The organism is Paenibacillus sp. FSL K6-2441, from assembly GCF_037964765.1.
GTDB classification, from domain to species: domain Bacteria; phylum Bacillota; class Bacilli; order Paenibacillales; family Paenibacillaceae; genus Fontibacillus; species Fontibacillus phoenicis.
Map to the genome: position 1 here is coordinate 4,095,758 of NZ_CP150174.1, position 20,935 is coordinate 4,116,692.

Annotated in this window: 11 protein-coding genes and 1 pseudogene; 5 read left to right on the forward strand and 7 right to left on the reverse strand. The window is 52.0% G+C overall.

Features of this window, described 5'->3' with window-relative positions:
• Positions 1-24 precede the first annotated feature (24 nt).
• The 3 genes from NSQ80_RS18980 to NSQ80_RS18990 form a co-directional block, all read right to left on the reverse strand.
• Positions 25-2,721: a DUF5704 domain-containing protein gene (locus NSQ80_RS18980; RefSeq protein ID WP_339300373.1), complete on the reverse strand. Its 2,697-nt coding sequence runs from the start codon at positions 2,719-2,721 to the stop codon at positions 25-27.
• Between the two features lie 632 nt (positions 2,722-3,353).
• Positions 3,354-4,565, reverse strand: a complete 1,212-nt coding sequence (locus NSQ80_RS18985; RefSeq protein WP_339302190.1) for an S-layer homology domain-containing protein — start codon at positions 4,563-4,565, stop codon at positions 3,354-3,356.
• 302 nt (positions 4,566-4,867) lie between these two features.
• The gene (locus tag NSQ80_RS18990; RefSeq protein ID WP_016314089.1) at positions 4,868-5,083 is read right to left on the reverse strand and encodes a DUF2759 family protein; all 216 of its coding nucleotides are present in this window, start codon (positions 5,081-5,083) and stop codon (positions 4,868-4,870) included.
• A 354-nt stretch (positions 5,084-5,437) separates the two neighbouring features.
• Here NSQ80_RS18990 and NSQ80_RS18995 point away from each other — a divergent pair, with 354 nt between their 5' ends.
• The gene (locus tag NSQ80_RS18995) at positions 5,438-7,075 is read left to right on the forward strand and encodes a nitrite/sulfite reductase (protein WP_339300379.1); all 1,638 of its coding nucleotides are present in this window, start codon (positions 5,438-5,440) and stop codon (positions 7,073-7,075) included.
• Positions 7,076-7,387: 312 nt separating this feature from the next.
• On the opposite strand, the gene uvrA is transcribed toward NSQ80_RS18995, so the two are convergent.
• Both uvrA and uvrB read right to left on the reverse strand, forming a co-directional pair.
• Positions 7,388-10,267 carry an excinuclease ABC subunit UvrA gene (gene uvrA, locus NSQ80_RS19000; protein WP_339300381.1) on the reverse strand — a complete coding sequence of 960 codons (2,880 nt, stop codon included), beginning with the start codon at positions 10,265-10,267 and terminating at the stop codon, positions 7,388-7,390.
• Between the two features lie 601 nt (positions 10,268-10,868).
• Entirely contained in the window at positions 10,869-12,863 is a 1,995-nt protein-coding gene (gene uvrB / locus NSQ80_RS19005) for an excinuclease ABC subunit UvrB (RefSeq protein WP_009225396.1), read from the reverse strand.
• A gap of 261 nt (positions 12,864-13,124) precedes the next feature.
• On the opposite strand from uvrB, the gene NSQ80_RS19010 reads away from it, so the two are divergent.
• The 4 genes and pseudogenes from NSQ80_RS19010 to NSQ80_RS19025 form a co-directional block, all read left to right on the forward strand.
• Positions 13,125-13,961, forward strand: a complete 837-nt coding sequence (locus NSQ80_RS19010) for a flagellar motor protein (protein ID WP_323077909.1) — start codon at positions 13,125-13,127, stop codon at positions 13,959-13,961.
• A complete protein-coding gene (locus NSQ80_RS19015; RefSeq protein ID WP_339300384.1) occupies positions 13,958-14,839 on the forward strand; it encodes a flagellar motor protein MotB in 882 nt (293 codons plus the stop codon). The genes NSQ80_RS19010 and NSQ80_RS19015 overlap by 4 nt, the downstream gene beginning before the upstream one ends.
• Before the next feature lie 447 nt (positions 14,840-15,286).
• A complete protein-coding gene (locus NSQ80_RS19020; protein ID WP_036645353.1) occupies positions 15,287-15,937 on the forward strand; it encodes a hypothetical protein in 651 nt (216 codons plus the stop codon).
• Between the two features lie 239 nt (positions 15,938-16,176).
• Positions 16,177-16,953 (forward strand): annotated as a pseudogene (locus NSQ80_RS19025) (IS110 family transposase); the annotation flags it as partial.
• A gap of 528 nt (positions 16,954-17,481) precedes the next feature.
• Here the strand turns inward: NSQ80_RS19025 and NSQ80_RS19030 are convergent.
• Both NSQ80_RS19030 and NSQ80_RS19035 read right to left on the reverse strand, forming a co-directional pair.
• Positions 17,482-18,837, reverse strand: coding sequence for a PDZ domain-containing protein (locus NSQ80_RS19030; protein WP_339300386.1), 1,356 nt, complete (start codon positions 18,835-18,837; stop codon positions 17,482-17,484).
• Between the two features lie 140 nt (positions 18,838-18,977).
• Positions 18,978-20,429 carry a S41 family peptidase gene (locus tag NSQ80_RS19035; protein ID WP_009225390.1) on the reverse strand — a complete coding sequence of 484 codons (1,452 nt, stop codon included), beginning with the start codon at positions 20,427-20,429 and terminating at the stop codon, positions 18,978-18,980.
• Positions 20,430-20,935: the final 506 nt, after the last annotated feature.

Sequence of the window (20,935 nt, forward strand, 5' to 3'; positions counted from 1 at the left end):
AAGGAGCCATTAGTCCGAATACAATTAATGCGTCACGAGCGGCCTGAAATCATCCCGACTCGACAGATCCGCATGGTAAAACGCCACATCCCCATCCTTCAGCGTGAAGCGCCGACCGTAAGGGTCTACAACGCTCCGTGCAAATCCTTCCATGCCAGTCCACTGGTTCATCAGCGGCGCGCGGATATATTGAAGATATGGCTTCTCCGTCTCCCCGTTTCGCACCGTCTCGATGTTGAAGTTCACCACGATATACCCTTTTTTCAAAAAGATCTCCGACCGATCCGTCAACCCGCCATGCGTCCGTCCATACTCCGCTACGTTCGTCCCCGCCGGGACGGCGTAAAGCTCAGCTGGTAGGCTATATTCGCCATACCATCGTTGCACTGCGGCATTAACCCGAGCTGGATCAACGCCCGCAGGAATTCCCGTCTTCGGACCGATCAGCGTGCGGACGCCCTCCGGTAACCGCAGCAGGCTAAAGCTGCCGACGGGTGTTTTTTGCATCGACTGCTTCTGGATAAACCGCTGCACGAACTGGCTGCGACCAATCCCGGCTATCTGGTCAAACGTGTAGTCGTGATCGTATTTGTAAAGCGCTGTATCCGTCAACTCTTCCATCGGCACATTCCGCAGACGATCATTCAGAATCACGTAGCGCTGCACCTGATCCAGGGCTGACCCAATCCGAACGTAACTCCTGTTCCCGGTATGGTAATACAGATCGACGGGCTGACGCTTCCCGCTTACGGCGTCGATGAAATCAAACGAGGGGGTAATCACGATTTGATCTAAAGGCCCGAACATATTCCCTTTCGTTTTCAGATCAAACTTGAAGTGGTATCCCGTTTTGATGACCGCGTTTTTGTACAGCGGATGGCTTCCGGGGCGGATCGGCAGCGTATACTGCGGCGTATTACCTCTTGGCGCCCCATCAATTCCGTTGAGCCCAACCCAGTAAACGGCCCCTGTGGGCACCGGACTTCCCGGAGCCGTCCGAAACACACTTTCCCAGTTGTAATCGGCGATATCCGTCACGTTAAGATCGAACACCCGCCCAATCACGTCAACCGGCACCGTGCCATAAGCGATATGATGGGTGAGGTTCAAGTTGGCGTTCGTCTGCTCCGTCGCTCCGGCCGGCGCATTATGCGCGATGGTGCGGAATTCCACGGTATAGAACCCTTCATCCACCCAAACGGGCAGGTAGAAGTCAAATTGCTCCCGAGCCTTGTCGACTTCAATCCAGGTATTTTTCGGATAAAATCTCGCTTTCGCCCCCTCATAGACATCAAACGGGAAGCGAACCTGCTTGCTGCCGATATACTTCAAATAGTCCCGGTTGCCATACCCCAGGTAATTGGCATGCTGGCCGCTGTTTGGCATCGTGACGGTAAACGGCCGGTCCAAGATCACCGCCGAACGTCCCGCCGCTGGCGTCGTTTTCTGATTATGCGCCTGGTCGTCGGAGACACCGGGGTACATCACTACAGGCGTATGTACGGTCACACTGTTAATCCCGTTAATAGGGAAGCTTTTGTCAGAACCGCCATTGATGTTGCCGCTCATCAGCCCGTAATAAATCGTGCCGGTGCCAGGTTGGTTCGCCTTATTCGTCTTGCTGGTCGGAATCACATGACCTGGACTGTACAGCACATTTTCGTTGATTTGCGGTGCTGCTGGGATCTGACCCGGCCGTGCTCCCGATCGGCTCGTTTCAGCACCATTCATAATGGTGTTTCCGTTGAATATCAGGGTGTCATTCTTCACTTTCACATCTTCTACGGCACTCTCAGCAAAAGAACTCAAATCCTCCCCGCTTGGATCAGGTCTCTCCTCCCCTCCTGACATACTGCCCGGCGGTGCTTCTACCGGATTTTCCGGATCCGGTGGCGTAAACCCATGTGAAAGGTCCGTTGAATATGTCGGTGGCGTGTACCCTGAAGGCCGTATCCGAATGCCATTGCCTTCAAAAGCGTAATTTATCAATGCGGCCTCGTTAATTTGATACACTTCCAGGTTATCGATCACCCAAAAAGAGTATGGACGTTCAATCGTGTACGATTTCGTCACGGTTTCCGTGTCCGTTTGCGGATCCGGCTCCTTATAGGTTGTGCCATCCGGCCCTTCCACCTCTTTGCCTGGATCCCACGTTAACGTATACTCACGATTAACCGTAATCTCAAAGGTACATTTCCCGGCCATCTCAACGAATTTATTTTTCGATAAGTAGCTTTTGGCAAAGACATTCCCATAAAGGCTTTCGGAAGTCGGAATCCCATCCAACACATTAAATCGCTCAGCCCCCCGACTATCTGCTTTAATAACTGCGCTTACTGCAGGATCATTTAAGGGAACATCAATGACATTGCCGCTCGGGGCTGGCTGCGTGCATTGGCCGCCAGGGGGAGGGTCTGTAGGATTCGGCGTGCCTCCCCCACCGGTTCCTACGGTTATTGTGGCTGATCCGTATAACCAGTAAGGTCCTTTTTTCCATTGGGCTGTGATCATGGCGGTTCCTTGTGATTTCGCGGTCACTTTTCCGTCCCCATCAACTGTTGCCACGCTAGCGTTACTGGAGGACCAAGACGTCTCACTAGCTGATGTAACATCAAACCATTTATCGCTCCAGTCGGACATGTTGTACTCCAACGTGTTGACTTGAGCCTTCAATTCCTTGGTTTGGCCTACCGCCAACGTAGCATTATCCAACACGCGCATTCTCTTTTTCTCAACTACATAGCCCTTGAATTTAACAAACATAGGGATATAATATTCCGCCATAAATTTATCTTCGCCATCATACCGGGTCGCGTACTTGTACTTGTTGCTAACGATTAAAGGATATCCAGTCGAAACTTTAATTGTTGCATTAATGCTCCCTTGATTAAATACTGGTTTAGCTCCAACCGGCTCATAACTATCCTCATCTCTCCACTCCATATCTTCGATGGACAAATCTCTAATATATGATTTTAAGAACTTATTACCAAGAACATCCTGCATAGTTTCTGGAGTATATGAAGTCAAGTCAAGAGTGAAATCGATTCGTTTTTTTAAGGGCTCAGCACTGGAGCCTCGATCATGTGTACCCGTGTCTACACGAGTTCCGTCATCAAAGGTAGCAGTCCAAATATCTGTATCGCTTTGTACCCAAACTACCTTTGGTCTGGCAGAAGCCTCTCCCTTCACCTCTACTCTAACTGTTTGCATTTGAGCTGGCCCAGCTGGGGAAATCTCAATTCCTTCGGCAGGGTAACCATTTTCAAAAGCAGCATCGGCAACATTCCAGGGAACGATAAATAGAGTGAGTAATAAACATCCGACACTCCATTTTTTCATTCTTTTCCCCCTTATTTAACTCTTAATGATGAAAACGAGCCATCATCTGTTGTAAGTTGATCATTAGGATTCTTCTTTACATCTAGAATTGTTTTTACCCATAGAGTGATACCGTCACTGGAATTGTGCTCTTTAAAAAATTCTTTAGTGTACATATTAGGTAATGTAAGATACCCATACTTTTCCGTTAGCTTGGTATTTGCAATTCTACTGCCATTGACAAGGCCATAAATTGAACCGTTCATGTAATGATCCAAGTCAAAATCCTTTGTTTTCGGATAAATAGTAATTTGAATGTATGCTCTGTATCTACCCGGTTGATCCAAGCGAGCGTCAAAATCGGTTTGATCAATAAATAATGGCGCGTAAATACTTTTAATGTCCTTAAAGTCCTGACTATCCGTAATGATATAGTTGCGGAGTTTTAAACTGCCAGCATGGTTTCGGAACGTCAGCGTCTTATCTACTACATTTGTCAAAGGATTATTTCCAGTCGTAAATGGACTGATCGTTTCCATATTTGTACGTTGAGTTCCGACTTCTCGGAGTTCATTTAATCCTAAAAAACTCCCCGCTTCTCTATTACTTACCTGCTCGTAATTTTGCAGAATGATGGCTGTCTCCGCGCGAGTCGCTTTCTTATCCAACCCAAAGGAGCCGTCCAGATACCCGCTCATCAGCTTTGTCCCTAACGCGACGGCAACGTACGAAGATTTCGACTGTGGAATCCCCGGTTTAAAATATTCTCTCACCGGGATTACCGTTGTCTTGGTGTCCTCCAACGCTTGCTTAAAGTCATCATTGTTGGCTGCCAGTCCCGACGTCATCCACTTGGCCATTTCAAAGCGGGTGATCGGCGTATTCGGCTGAAACCCGTTCGGATAGTCGCTCGGCTGAATAAAACCAAGGGATACCGCACGTTCGACCTCCGCTTCACTCCAGTGTCCCGATAAATCCGAAAACGAATGCCCCGTCACCTCTGACTCCTCAGCTTTAGCTACCCGCGCCAATAAGGCCGCAAATTCAGCTCGAGTTACTGTTCCATTCGGCTTGAAGTTTCCATCTGCATAGCCTTTGAAATATCCCTTGGCCACGGCTGAATCAATCGCCGCTTCAGCCCAGTGCCCCTGCTTAACGTCTGGGAACCCGCCAGCAGCATGAAGGTGAGGCTCACCCGGTATCAAGCTGATCACCAACAATCCAACCAGCCACACCATCAGCATCTTTTTCACTTTCATCACTCCCACGCCTAATTTTTTAGATTTTCATGCAAAGGAAAAATATGTATCTTCACTTATTCGCTACCATTCGCTGTATACCTCCTTTGTTCTTGCTCTTCTGATAAAATCATCCATTTGTTGCAAATAAAAAAACACACCTCGCCATCCAAAAGATGTCAAGGTGTGCTTCACCTGGCCTTATTATAATCCAGATCCTGTAAAATGAAAAGACACCTTACTCCTTTATCAAGAATAAAGTGCCTTGGCTTATTTCACATAATGAAATATGTATCGCTCGCCTTGGCTTAGCTAAACCAGGTCTTAATCATGATCGCATCCGATGCCAAAAAGACCAGCAAGCTGATAATCCCGAAAGCGATCGCAAACAGGTTCTTCTTCGGACGCTCTCTCAACAGGCGGATCACGCCAATAAAAATCACAATCGTAAACAAAATCATAAAAATATCGAACCCGTTAAAATTCGTTGTTTTTGCTGTTTCTTCCGCTGCCTGGAGCAACATCGCGAAACCTCCTCTTGAAATCCACGAAATCACAACTCTTCTTCTATGTTATCTTCCCTCTGGTTCGGATGCAAGAGGAAAGACAAGATTTTGTCAAAGTTTTCGCTGAATTTACGTGTTTGTTGCCGGATTCAAGCTTTATTTTATGCAGGATATCATTGACAAATACATTATCACCAGATCTTTAGTTGTTCATAAGGAAGTTTTATGCCCGAAAGCCCCCTTACTTTATTTACGCTCTCAGGCTTCTATGGTACCATGAAAAATAACCTTATTCATAGTTTTATTGTCGGAATTAATGAACGGGATCCATTGAGGATTCTTTACCCAAACGTAACATAGGGAGGTTATCGCATGGCTTATGAACCGATATGGACCAAAGAGCCGGAGAAATTAAACAAATTCGAGTTCGTCAAATTGGAAAAAGACGGGCTGGACGTCATCCGCACGATTATTGAGGAGTACGCGGTGAAAGGCTACGACTCGATTCCAGCTGACGATATGGATCGTTTCAAATGGGCCGGCGTATATCAGCAAAAACCAAAGGATGGTCACTTCATGATGCGCGTGCGCATCAATACCGGTATTATGACCACGAAGCAAGCACGTGCGCTGGCGGAAATTTCTCGCTTGTACGGCCGCAACCTGGTGGACGTGACGACACGTCAAGCCATTCAATTCCACTGGCTGCGGGTGGAGAACTTGCCGGATATTTTCGAGCGTCTAGATAAGGTTGGTATGTATTCGTTTGAAGCCTGCGGTGACTGCCCGCGTACCATCGTAGGGAATCCGCTCGCCGGGATCGACAAGGATGAATTAATCGATACGACGGAGATCGTGGAGGAAGTGAACCGATTCTTCCTGCTAAACCGTGACTTCTCCAACCTGCCGAGAAAATATAAAATGTCGATCTCCGCAAACATCTACAATAATGCGCAAGCGGAAATCAACGATTTAGCCTTTACACCAGCGGTCAAGGTGATCGACGGAAAAGAGACCATCGGGTTCCATGTCATGGTAGGCGGCGGTTTATCCGCGAAGCCGCATTTAGCGAAACCGCTGGATATTTTCGTCAGACCGGAGGAAGTGCTGAAGGTTGCGATTGGAGTCACCACGATTTTCCGCGATTACGGCTACCGGGAGAAACGCCACCACGCTCGCCTGAAATTCCTCGTCGCCGACTGGGGACCGGAGAAATTTAAAGAGAAGCTGATCGAGCTGGTTGGTGAGCTGGAGTCGCGCGGGGAAGATAAAACCGTCGGCTGGCAAGCTGCCTATTTCGACGGGGTGCACCCGCAGAAACAGGAAGGCCTCAATTATATAGGCCTTAATGTACCGGTTGGCCGGTTAAACGCCGATGAACTGGAGCAACTGGCCGATGTAGCTGACCAATACGGCGAAGGCAAAATCCGCACCACAATGTCGCAAAATATTTTGATCAGCGGTATTCCGGACGACAAGGTGGAAGAAGCGCTCAAAGCGCCAGTTCTTCAGCGGTTAACTCCGTTTCCGAAGCATTTTATGAGCCGGACCGTTTCCTGCACAGGCAATGAATTTTGCAACTTGGCCATCGTTGAAACGAAACGCCGTGCCGCTGAAGTTGCAGAATACCTGGACCAGCATGTCGAACTGGACGAGAAGGTTCGCATCCACTTTATCGGTTGCCCGAATGCCTGCGGCCACAAGCATATTGCCGATATCGGCTTGCAGGGCTCTCTGATCAAGACGCCGGAAGGTATGGTGGATGCATTTGATATTGCCGTAGGCGGTACATTAGGCGGTGGAGCAAACGGGCCGCATGCCCAGTTTAACCAAGCGCTTAAAGGCCGCGTCAAAGGCGACCAAGTGGCATATGTTCTCGAGCAGTTGCTATTATTCTATAAAACGAATCGCAATGCCTCCGAATCCTTCCATGATTTCGTTCGGCGCGTCGGAGTTCCGGCATTCCAAGAACAGCTGAACCAAATTTTAGCTGCGGGAATCGCCTCTTAAGTAGAGATGCTTGAGCATCTTCACTCGACATCTATTGAACTAGACTGGTACCCTATGGGGGCCGGTCTAGTTCTTTCTTTTGGCCCTTTTTGCACGATTATCCCTTTCGTTCAGAGTGTGGATCAAGCGAGACTGGGAGTGCCGTGTGAAAAGGGCATGCCTTACTTTCTGTATCTCATTTCCACGATCTGATGCAACGGGATAATCCTCAAAAAGAGGGGGCCAAGAGGGGATCGGACAGCTATATTGTCCTCGTTTATCGATCAAGCCAAAAAAGGAGCAACCTCTAAACAGAGACTGCTCCTTTTTCTTCTAAACGACTTCCCGATCTTTCTCTTCGACTTGGTTGAGTTCCGCGGTGCGTTTCGTATCCCGCTTGAGAATCGGCGCCAGATATCGTCCGGTATAGGATTTGTCTACCTTCACGATGTCCTCCGGCGTGCCGGTAGCGATCACCGTTCCTCCCCCGCTGCCGCCTTCCGGCCCTAGATCGATCAAGTAGTCGGCCGTCTTGATCACGTCCAGATTGTGCTCAATCACAAGCACCGTCTCGCCGGAATCAACCAGGCGATGAAGCACCTTGAGCAATCGGTCGATATCGTCGACATGCAAGCCGGTTGTAGGCTCATCGAGAATATAAATCGTTTTGCCGGTGCTGCGGCGATACAATTCCGAAGCCAGCTTCACACGTTGGGCTTCCCCGCCAGACAACGTCGTTGCCGGCTGCCCTAAGGTCACATAACCTAAACCAACGTCCATCAGCGTTTGCAGCTTGCGGTGAATTTTCGGGATGTTCTGGAAGAACTCCGTAGCATTCTCGATCGTCATCTCCAGCACATCGGCAATGCTCTTGTTTTTATATTTGACTTCCAGCGTCTCCCGGTTGTACCGTTTGCCTTTGCAGACTTCGCAAGGAACGTATACGTCCGGCAGGAAGTGCATTTCAATTTTGATGATCCCGTCGCCTTTGCAGGCTTCGCAGCGACCGCCCTTGATGTTGAAGCTGAAGCGGCCTTTCTTATAGCCGCGTACCTTCGCCTCGTTCGTCTGCGAGAATAGGTCGCGAATATCGTCAAACACTCCGGTGTACGTTGCCGGATTGGATCGCGGCGTACGCCCGATTGGGGACTGGTCGATATCAACGACTTTCTCCACGTGCTCGAGGCCTTTGATTTCCTTGTATTGGCCTGGACGCACTCTCGCCCGGTTCAAGTCGCGAGCCAACGTTTTATACAAAATCTCGTTGACCAGGGTCGACTTACCGGAGCCGGATACCCCGGTCACCGCCGTAAACACACCGATTGGGAATTTCACGTTGATGTTCTTCAGGTTGTTTTCCTTCGCCCCTTTGATCTCCAACCAACGGCCATCCGGCTTCCGCCGAGACAAAGGTACCGGGATAAACTTCTTGCCGCTCAAATATTGACCCGTTAGGGAACGCGGATCGTTCATGATTTCCTGAGGTGTCCCTTGCGAGATCACTTGACCCCCGTGAATCCCTGCCCCAGGCCCGATATCGATGATATGGTCCGCGGCTAGCATCGTATCCTCGTCATGCTCAACGACGATCAATGTATTGCCGAGATCGCGCATGTGGGTTAACGCCGAGATCAGCTTATCGTTATCCCGTTGATGCAGCCCGATACTAGGCTCGTCCAGGATGTATAGGACGCCCATCAGGCTCGAGCCGATTTGCGTTGCCAGCCGGATGCGCTGCGCTTCGCCGCCGGACAAGGTTCCAGCTGCACGACTAAGCGTCAAATAGTCCAAGCCGACGTTCACTAAGAACCCAAGCCGGTTATTGATCTCTTTCAGGATCAGGTGGGCAATGGATTTTTCCTTATCCGTCAGCTCCAGATTCCCAAAGAACTCCCTTGCTTGGCCGATCGACAAAGACGTCACATGGGCGATGTTCTGACCGTTCACCGTTACGGCCAGAACCTCTTTCTTCAAACGGTGGCCATGACAGGTACCACAGGGCTTGGAGCCCATAAACTCTTCGATGAACTCACGAATGCCCTCCGAAGCCGTTTCCCGGTAGCGCCGCTCCAGGTTAGGGATAATCCCTTCAAACGTCACATAGGCTTCTCGACTCATGCCAAAATCATTCTCATAGCGGAACCGAACCTTAACATCACCTGTGCCATACAGCAACTTGTCCATCTGGTCCGCTGTCAGCTCGGAAACCGGTACATTTTGCGGGATATTAAAGTGCTCACAAACCGATCTCAAAAACTGCGGATAGTAGTTGGAGGTGCCGCCGGCCCAAGCCTCAAATGCACCCTCCTCAATCGATTTGGAAGGATCCGAGATGAGCAGGTCCTTATCGATGATCATTTTCACACCAAGTCCGTCGCACTCTGGGCAAGCCCCGTACGGACTGTTAAACGAGAACATCCGCGGCGACAGCTCTTCGATACTGAACCCACAGATCGGGCAAGCATAGTTCGAGCTAAAGCGAAGCTCCTCTTGGCCAATAATATCAACGAGAATTTGCCCGCCGGACATTTTGAGCGCCGTTTCGATAGAATCAGCCAGCCGGCTGCGCGCATCTTCCTTCACCACGATCCGGTCGACGATGACCTCGATGGTGTGCTTCTTGTTCTTCTCCAGTTCAATATTTTCCGACAAATCGCGTTGCTCTCCATCCACCCGAACCCGGACGAAGCCTTGCTTGGCGATTTCGCTGAGCAGGCTTTTGTGCTCGCCCTTTTTGCCGGAAATGACAGGAGCTAAGATCTGCAATCTCGTTCGCTCCGGATATTGCATGATGCGGTCAACCATCTGCTCAACGGTCTGCGACGTAATTTCAATGCCATGCTCCGGGCAGTGCGGATGACCGATCCGGGCGTACAACAGACGAAGATAGTCATAGATTTCCGTAACGGTCCCTACCGTTGAACGCGGGTTGCGGCTTGTCGTCTTCTGGTCGATGGAGATGGCTGGGGACAATCCTTCGATCGAATCCACATCCGGCTTATCCATTTGCCCCAAAAACTGCCGGGCATACGCAGACAACGACTCCACGTAACGGCGTTGCCCTTCGGCATAAATCGTATCGAAGGCAAGCGATGATTTGCCGGAGCCGCTCAACCCCGTAAGCACGACAAACTTGTCGCGCGGTATCGTGACATCTATGTTTTTCAGATTGTGCGCTCTGGCGCCTTTGATGACTATATTCTCGCGACCCAACAACTTCATCTCCCTTTTTTATATGATGTTTAAAAATCGGCTTCTCATCACGATGCTATTCACTCACAGGAGTATCTTCGACGTCGAATCTTGAATTCAGTCAGTCGCTCCGTTGCTCACGTAGCCCTAACTACGCTCCGCTACTCACTCCCTCCTTCATCCAACCTTCTCGGTGCTGAAAACCCGATTTTTAAACTTGATTTAACTTTCACTTCTCTAAAACCGGCTTCCCATCACGATGCTATTCACATAGGGTTGGTTTGCCGACGCTCCACTCCAGGGCGCCCGGATTCTAACGGAACGTAGCGACGTTATTCGTTGATTTCCTGGATATTTCCCGTCCTAACGGAACCCAGAGACCTTATTCACCAGCTATAACGACGTTTAGTGCATTATCAAGCCAAATAGCGTCTCCTCGTTCCGTTAGAACGAGAAACCTTGCTCTCTAGAGCAAATAAGGTCTCTCCGTTCCGTTACAGCAACTTACAACCTAAGAGCCCCGTATCAGCCGCCCCAAGCCAAGTGCCATAGGTCAGCGCTCTTGTTTGGCTACCCTATGGCTGGCTCATATTTGCTAAACGGGGCAGCAGCTCGCCTACGCTTATGCCTCTGCCCGCAGCTCCAGGATCGCGTCGCGCAGCTCGGCAGCGCGTTCGAATTGCAGGTTCTTGGCCGCTTCTTTCATCTCGGCCTCGAGACGAGCGATCATCGCTTCGCGATCGCGCTTGGACATCTTGCCCTTGGCATCGGCCAGGTAGTCCGCTTTGCTCTCCGCGACCTTGGTCGCCTCGATCACGTCGCGGACCTTCTTGCGGATCGTCTGCGGCGTGATGCCGTGCTTCTCGTTGTACGCGATCTGGATTTTGCGCCGCCGCTCGGTTTCCTTGATGGCTTTATCCATCGACTCGGTGATCGTATCGGCGTACATCAGCACGCGGCCGTCCGCGTTCCGCGCAGCCCGCCCAATCGTCTGAATCAGCGATCGCTCCGAGCGGAGGAACCCTTCTTTGTCGGCATCCAAAATCGCCACCAGCGAAACTTCCGGCAAATCCAGCCCTTCCCGCAGCAGGTTGATCCCGATCAGGACATGGAACGTCCCCAATCGCAGGTCGCGCAAAATACTCATCCGCTCCAGCGTTTTGATATCGGAGTGAAGATACCTTACCTTGATTCCGACTTCCTTGAGGTAATCGGTCAAGTCCTCGGCCATCTTCTTGGTTAACGTCGTCACCAGTACGCGTTCGTCTTTGGCAATGCGATCGCGGATTTCTCCGATCAGATCGTCGATCTGCCCCTTCGTTGGCCGCACCTCGATGACCGGATCCAGCAGACCTGTCGGACGGATAATCTGTTCGACCATCGTGTCGCAGTGCTCCAATTCGTAAGGCCCCGGCGTCGCCGAGACGTAAATCAGCTGCGTCGCCTTCTCCTCGAACTCCTCGAACCGCAGCGGACGGTTATCCAGCGCCGACGGCAGGCGGAAGCCGTGTTCTACCAGCACATTCTTACGCGCCTGGTCTCCATTGTACATCGCCCGGATCTGCGGCAGTGTGACGTGAGACTCGTCGATGACGATCAGCATATCGTCCGGAAAATAATCCAGCAACGTATACGGCGTCGCCCCCCGCTCACGGAAGGTTAACGGTCCGGAGTAGTTCTCGATGCCGGAGCAGAAGCCGACCTCCCTCATCATTTCGATGTCGTACCGTGTCCGCTGCTCCAGGCGCTGCGCCTCCAGCAGCTTGCCTTGCGCGCGGAATTCCGCCAGCCGCTCTTCCAGCTCGCGTTCAATGTTCTGGAGGGCGATCTTCATCGTTTCTTCCTGGGTCACAAAGTGAGACGCCGGGAAAATCGCCACATGCTCCCGTTCGCCAACCAACTCGCCGGTCAGCACGTCAATCTCTGTAATCCGCTCGATCTCATCGCCAAAAAACTCCACGCGAATCGCCTTCTCCCCATGCGAAGCCGGGAAGATCTCGAGCACATCGCCGCGCACCCGAAACGTACCGCGTACAAAATTGATATCGTTCCGTTGGTATTGGATATCCACCAGCCGGCTTAAAATCTGATTGCGCGGTTTCTCCATCCCTACCCGCAGAGACAGCACCAAATTCCGGTACTCCATCGGCGAACCGAGACCGTAAATGCACGACACACTCGCCACAATGATGACATCCCGCCGCTCGAACAGCGCGCTAGTCGCCGAGTGCCGCAGTTTATCGATTTCTTCATTAATGCTGGAATCTTTCTCGATGTAGGTGTCGGAGGAAGGAATGTAGGCTTCCGGCTGGTAGTAGTCGTAGTAACTGACGAAGTAATCAACAGAGTTTTTGGGGAAAAATTCACGAAATTCGCTGGCCAGCTGCGCTGCCAACGTCTTGTTGTGCGCAATGACGAGGGTGGGCCGTCCGAGCTTCGCTATCGTATTCGCGATCGTAAACGTTTTACCCGTCCCCGTGGCCCCGAGCAGAGTTTGGTGCTTTTTCCCGGCCAGCACGCCTTCCACCAATTGACGCACCGCCTCCGGCTGGTCGCCTTGCAGCGTATATTCGGAGATCAGCTCGAATTTATTGTCGCTAACCACGATTTCACTCATTGTCCAACATCACCCTATCGTCTAAAATGGAATACTAGAGGCATCATTTGACATTATTTTTATCTATGACATGAGTTGGTTACTCAAGAAGTTTGTTTCTACATATAAACTAGGATCGTCATCCTTCCGATGAATAAACCAAGCTTAACGCCTGAGCCTTTCCTAAATTTATCAAAATAGGAATAGGTGTTCCCATGTATTATACCTTTTTCATCCTATAGATGCAAACGGTAAGTCGAAGATAGGAGTTGTTCATATTTCATGGATATTGCAACGTTGATAGGCATCATTGTTGGTCTCGCCGCCCTTGTTGGCGGATTTACGCTCGAAGGCGGTCAATTAGGCGGTCTGTTGCAGGTTACAGCCGCTTTAATTGTGTTCGGCGGCACCTTTGCAGCCGTGTTGATCAGCTTCCCGGTCGCCAAGCTGCGAACGGTTCCGAAGGCGCTGGCACTCGCGTTTATGACCAAATCCCCGGCGCAGGACGGCGTGATCGAGGATATCGTGGAGATGTCTTCCACTTCCCGGCGCGAAGGCGTCTTGGCTTTGGAGAAGAAGGCGGCGGAGCATCGGGATCCTTTTTTGCGCGAGGGTATTCAACTGGTGGTGGACGGAACGGATCGGGCGATGGTGCGGCAAATCATGGAGCTGGAAATCGATGCGGTATCGAAAAAATATGACGGCTACGCCAAAATCTTCGAATCAGCCGGCGGATACGCCCCAACGATGGGGATCATCGGTACGGTGATGGGGCTCATCCACGTCCTTGGCAGCTTGTCCGAACCAACGGCATTGGGGCCTTCGATTGCGCTTGCTTTTACGGCGACGTTGTACGGGGTGGCCAGCGCCAACCTGATTTTTCTTCCGATCGCCTCCAAAATCAAAGCGCGCGGCGAAGACGAAATCGACCGGATGGAGATGATGCTGGAGGGGATTTTGTCGATCCAAAACGGCGACCATCCTCTGCTTGTGCGGCGGAAGCTGGAGTCTTTTACCGCGGAAACCGCGCGTCTTCTGCCGGATGACGGTCCGGCGGAAAAACCCGCCAGCTTCGGAAGCGGCGCTCGCATTCAAGCCTCCGAGGAGAATGAACTATGAGACCGTCCAGCAAATCGGGGAAAATAAACGAGCCGGACGTTTCGACGCGTGAATCCCGCAGGCGTGCACGCCGCTCGGAACGAAACGATGCGAAGGACCGCTGGATGATCACCTATGCGGATTTGATTACGCTGTTGTTGATTTTTTTCGTGATGATGTATGCCATGAGCCGGTTAGACGTGGAAAAATATGAAGTTGTGACCTCCTCCCTCCAGCAAACGTTTAAAGGCGGCGATTCCATTCTGGAGTTAGGCAGCGGGATTACAGGCACCGCAGCCCGGTACAGTCACAAAAATCCGCCGGCCTCGGCAGATAGCGGCAGCAAGCAAGGCGAAGGACAAGGCACGACAGGACAAGCGGACAGCAGCGGACAGGCTCCGTTGACCGAACGGGAGCTTGCTTTTCGCAAGCAGGAGGAAGAGCTCGCCAACTTGATGAAGCTCATTGAGAGTTACATCAAGGACAATTCGCTGGAGGATCAAATCCACGTGGCTGACTTGCCTCAGGGCATTTCGATCACGTTAAGCGACCGGTTTCTGTTCGACACCGGCAAGGCCGACCTCAAAAGCGGCTCCGCCAAAACGCTCGCCAAGCTAGCCAGCTTGTTCCGGCAGCTCGACACCGTGATCAGTATCGAGGGCCATACCGATAACCTGCCGATTGTGTACGCGTCGGAGTTCAAAGACAACTGGGAGCTGTCGGGGGCAAGGGCACTTTCGGTGTTGCGGTTTTTCGTCGACAAGGAGAAGCTGGATCCGCAGCAATTCCAATACGCCGGCTACGCCGACACCCGCCCCGCCGCCGACAACGACACCCCCGAAGGCCGCCAGAAGAACCGCCGGGTGGAAATCACGGTGTTGCGGCAGTTGCAGCAGTAGGGGGGATGTGGAATGGGACTACGTTTGTTTGAGCGTCCGCAATGATGCTGGTGCTCTTTTCCCTTATCCCGCGCTCTAACGGACCGGAATGACGTTATTTGCTATTTCCCGGACGATTTCCCCGGCTAACGGACCGGAATGACCTTATTACTTGTTTTTTCGTTATTTATGTCTGATATCACGCCAAATAACGTCACTGGAGTCCGTTAGATTTCACGAGGGGGAACTGTGAACGAAATAAGGGCTCTACGGTCCGTTACCGTTACAGACAACATAACACCTGAGCTTTTTATGAAGCACTCAACCATTGCATGCATACGTCAAACGAGATAAACTAAGCTCAAATCGGACGTGAAGCACACGCCGTCTTGATACCTCGCCCCTTAGTGGTGAAAAGGTATCGGGACGGCGTTTTTGTTTTCACAATTGGAGAAAGGTGGAGATGGGATGAAATTTGAACAAGCATTTGATGCGTGGATGGCACAACAAATGGAGGAGGAGAAGAATCCTAGACGATTGGAGCTCCTCAAAAAGGGGTTGGGGCACGGCACCATGGAGTTTTTGAGGTTCGTATGGTTCCCTGCCGTTGGACAATTTGATCACTTATATCCAGAATGGGAGGTACGCGACTTTAATAACGGTTACCGATACTTGGACCTCGCTTATCTCCCAGGGGCAGGCTCGGCTAAGGGGGCGATTGAGATTCAAGGATACGGCCCCCATGCAAGAGATCTAGATGTCCGACGTTTTAAAGATTTATGTTGGCGTCACAGTTTATTGGCTTTGGATGGTTGGACGTTACTCCCTATCGCTTACTTGTCTATTGTAGAGGAGCCGAAGCAATGCCAACAGCTGGTCCTGTCTTTTGTCGGCAAATTCATGACCCTTGCAGTACAACCAGATTTAGATTGGCTTGAGGCGGAAACAGTACGTTTTGCGAGACGTCTGCTACGGCCCTTCAGTCCATTGGAACTTTCGGAGCATTTGCGGATTACGGATCGACACGCCAGACGCATATTGCACGGGTTAGCTCAAAAACAGCAATTATCTGTTGCAAGCGGGAAGCACCGATATCGGACATATTGTCTTGTGCGTTGAGAAGCGGGGGTCGGGCAACTTCCAGCAGTGGATTTGCCGTATGGTGGGTCTACCCATATGTGATGTGAGACGTGGCCCTCTGCTCCGGATTTCTAGCTAAGATGAACGTAAACAAAAGACAGCCCTCCAAATTGCTACATCTCGTAGGTTAAAATGGAAAGTGTAAACCAAACCATTTCAGAGCTACATAGCAAAGGAGAGCTGATACTATGTAGTCTACCACAAAATTCGTCGGTTTAGATGTATCCAAAGAAAAAATTTCGGTTGCGATTGCAGATGTGGGTGGGGAGTCACCCCGCTATTATGGGACTATCCCTCATACGGCGGCGGCATTACGCAAACTTATCAAGGAACTGGGTCCGGCCGAAAACCTCTCGTTTTGTTATGAGGCCGGTCCCACAGGCTATGAAACTTACCGGTGGATTACTTCCATGGGAGCCGAGTGCGTTGTCATTGCGCCTTCACTTATTCCCAAACGCCCCGGCGACCAAGTGAAAACAGATCGACGGGATGCCGAGCAACTCGCACGTTTGTTTCGTGCAGGAGAGCTCACTCCCGTTTACGTACCCGAACGGGAAGATAAGGCTCTGCGAGAATTGGTTCGCACCCGGGAAACGGCCAAGGAAGATGCCCATCGGGCTCGTCAGCGGATCTTGAAGTTCCTGCTTCGTCACCAGATTGAACCGCCAGCCACCATAAAGCGTCGCTGGACCAAGAAGTATCGCGTCTGGTTAGGGCAGCTTACGTTCCCATATGAGTCCGTGCACGTGGCATTCAGTGAAATGCTTCATGCCTTAGATGAAATCGAGCAGCGCAAGGGGCGCCTAGAAAAAGCACTGGTCCAGCAAGCTGCGACCGGTTCTAAGGCTTCTCTGATCCAAGCTCTTCAGTCCCTACGGGGGATTGGATTGCTTACAGCCATTACCCTTGAGACACTTGACAAGCTCACGCCGGAGCACGAGGCCCGGGAGCAAACGAAGGTTTGGGAGAGAATTTGCGTGGTCCGTTTGCACTAGGTTTTGAAAGAAACTGACCGTGCGTTTCTAGCTTGCAAAAGCTCTCCTTGACGAAAGTAACCAACCCACGGATAGCAGCGTGCCGACCGTCGCTCGCATTTTTGCTCTCGCGCCACGTGCTCAGGCAGATTTAAAACCGAGGGCTTGACAAAAACGTTCATAGCAACGGACCCAAATGACCTTATTTTCGATTTCCCGCATCATTTCCCGTTCTAACGGACTGAGGTGGCCTTATTTCAGGTAAAGTAGGACAGTTCATCCCTAATTTCAATCAAATAAGAGCATCTGGGTCCGTTACATTCTCATGGCTGCTTATCTCATGCAAATAGCGTCACCTGGGGTCCGTTAGCGAACGCAAAAAACGCCTGGGAGGCCTTGCCTCTCCCAGGCGGGTTTGTCGTCGCACCGCGCGGCAGCCCGCCACCGCGGTGCAGCCATTGGCCGCCGCAGACGCGTGCATCCGCGCTGCGCACGGGCATGGCGCCACGGCGCCGCGGGGTGCACAGCCCCCGCGGCGCGGGCGCACCCTTACGCCTTGGCGGCCGGCCCATCGGCCGCCGCCGGCGCGCCGCCGCCCGCCCGCGCATCGCGCTGCGGCTCGGGCGTGGCGCCCCGAGCGCCGCGCGTCGCACGGGCGCTCGCGCGCGGGCGCAGCAGCTGCAGCAGCGAGAGCGGCTGCAGCCTTACTGCCGCCGGCGCCAGCTCGTCCGGCGCGAGAATCGCGCCGAGCTGGTGGTGATCGCCGGCGTAGATGGCGCGCTGGAGGAATTTGCTCTCGCCCGCGAGATTCTGCACCTCCAGCTTGCAAAAAGCCGGGTTGATCCGCAGCGCCGCATGCAGATCTTCCTTCGTTGTCACCGGCATGCCGTTGACCTTCACGATCGACTCGCCGGCCCGGATGCCCAGCTCTTCCGCCGGACTGCCCGGCAGCACCGCGAGCACCTTGAGTCCCCCTTGCGGATGGACAAACATCGGGCTGCGCTGCTGCTCCTCATAGCGGCTCAGCCAAATCAACGCTTCGTGCAGCCCAAACGCCGCGATTGCGGCCACCAGCATCAGCGGGCTCCACCACGCCGCAAGCAGCGCCAGCACGGTGATGACTGCACCATACCCCAGCAGTCGACCAGACGAAACGCGCGCCTTATCCTTAGGCAGCATCCCCAACGTCATCTCCGAAAATCCGAGCACGATCGGCAGCCCCATCAGGCTAAAGCCGTCTTGCCATGCTTCCCCGCCAAACAATGGCGTCCACGGCAGGACCCCGCCCAACGTCTGCGCCGGGACGAGCAGGAACAGCGGCACCGGCCACAAGCTTTGCATTTGATACCCGCCGATCAGCTTGCCCCGTTTGCCTTCAAAAAACAACGGCCCCGCAAACGAAGCGCCCTGCCACCGGACCAACAGTCCCTCGGCCAAATGCAGCAGGCCGACCAGACAAAGCAATGCCGGAATATCCAGCTCCCGAATGACGCGAACGACGTCGCTCAGAACCGCAACCCCTGCCGTATCCGGGATCAGATTGAATACAAACTGGAGTACCCCCAGCAAGCCCACGGCGTAAGCGAGACACAAATAGCGGATGCGGAACAGCATCAGCACCAGCGTAACCACCCAAAGGCAGAGAATTCCCTCCATCGTCAGATTCATTCCGAGGAAGACGAAGACGACGGAAACCGCCAGCCCCGCCAGCAGCCCGCCAAGGGCGGTTCGCCAAGTCTGCAAGCCCCATCTGTGCAGGCGAACATGAAACAGACGGCGTTCCAGCACAACCTGTCTGCGATAGAGCAGCAGGATGACGATGATCGAGATATAGTAGAACGGCTGCAGCAATAGCTGCGCCCCTGCTTCCGCCAGACTCCACAATCCTTCCAGAATGAGATCCAAGAGGTATTCACGCTCCTTTTTTGGTGTATAAGTTCAAGCTTGTCATCTTGCCCTAGGAGTAATGATCGGTTTACCTATGTACTCCAACGAAATTCAGCAAAAAAGAGGGCCGCACATCAGCCCTCTAAGGGATTCGACATTCACTTCGCAATTTCCTTCCGCATGATCTCCAGCGCACGATTTAACTGCATGTCGTTTTTCGGATCGCGGATTTGTTGGATGATGCTGGCTTCCAAAGCCTCGGCGGTTTTCGCGTCCAGCACACCGTTTGCCGTAAGCTTCTGGTCTGTTTGGAACTTTTTCAGCGCCTTCTCGGTGTTTTTATCGAAATAACCGTCCTTCCGGCCCGGATTGTATCCGAGTCCGTCCAGCATCGTTTGGGCGCTTTTGATATCCTCACCGAGCATATCGTATTTGTACGTTTTTTCCTTATTGATCGGAGCTACCGTAAAATAGTCCGGCTGGGACACCTCAACATCCGGCTTGATCCCCTTCTTATGAATCCATTCGCCGTTTGGCGTCAGCCACTTGGCGATGGTGATCTTCAGCATGCTGCCGTCGCCCATTTCCTGACTATAGCTGGATTGCACCGTTCCTTTGCCGTAAGTCGTTTCACCGACCAGCTTCGCTCCTGCGGATTCCTGCAGGGCTCCGGCCAAAATCTCCGAGGCGCTTGCACTGCCCTTGTTGGTCAACACAGCGATCGGGTAGGATTTGCCGCTTCCCTTGGAAACCGACTGCTGCCGACGCTTATATTTATCCTCGATTTGGACGATGGCTTTCCCCTTCGGCACAAACTGCTCCGACATCGCCTCAACGACGTCCAGCACCCCGCCCGGGTTGTTACGCACATCGATGATCAAGCCCTTCATGCCCTGTTTCTCAAGGTTTTCCAGCTCTTTCTTGAAATGATCCGCCGTATTCAACGAAAACTCGGTCACCGTAATGACCCCGATTTTGCCATCCTTCATCTCGGCATAGACCGTTTCCAGCGCAATGTCATCACGGACGATCTCGAATTCCAGCGTATCCGCAACTCCCGCCCGTTTAACCTTCACCTTAGCCGTTGTGCCTTTCGGGCCGCGAATTTTGGCCACCGCCTCATTCAAGCTTAAGCCCTCAAACGACTCCCCGTTCACCGACAACAGGATATCCTTCGGTTGAATGCCAGCTTTTTCTGCAGGAGAGCCCTTGATCGGGGAAACAACGACGACATTGCCGTTCTCCATGGACACCTCTGCCCCAATTCCGGTAAAAGACCCCTCAATCTGCTCCGAGAATTGCTGCGCCGTATCCGGGGCCATGTATGAGGAGAATGGATCCTCCAGCGCATTCATCATCCCGTCAATCGCACCATCAATTAACTTGTTCGTATCCACGTCCTCGACGTAGTTTTTTTGGACAAGCTGCAACGCCGTCTCGATTTTTTTGATGTCTTGCTTCGAGCCGGTGCTGGCCGTGTCGGCAAAACTTCCGCTGCGCAGCGGTCCCGTTCCAGCAAAGCTCCATTCCCCCGTCAGCGTTAACGTCAACAAGCTGCTGACCAGCATGGCTGCGACAACGAGCAGGGCTACCGTACGACCTTTAAACATCCTTGATCACCGCCTCCGAAAAATGAACATGTCCGGGCGGCGTGCCCGGCACGTCCGAATTTGAACGTCACATAGTATATGTTCCACCCATGAGAAATATTTACAATTTAAGGTGGATTTAAAATTGGCTTCTTATCACGAAGCACTTTCTAAGGAGCATAATCGACGTCGAATCTTGAATTCAGCCGAGTCTTCCGTTGCTCACGTAGGATTTGCCTACGCTCCGCTACTCAGCCTCTAGCTTCATCCAACCTTCTCGGTGCTAATAACCCAATTTTAAATCTTCCATGCTAACCAGGTGGTTTTAAAATTGGCTTCTTATCACGATGCACTTTCTAAGGAGCATAATCGACGTCGAATCTTGAATTCAGCCGAGTCTTCCGTTGCTCACGTAGGATTTGCCTACGCTCCGCTACTCAGCCTCTAGCTTCATCCAACCTTCTCGGTGCTAATAACCCAATTTTAAATCTTCCATGCTAACCAGGTGGTTTTAAAATTGGCTTCTT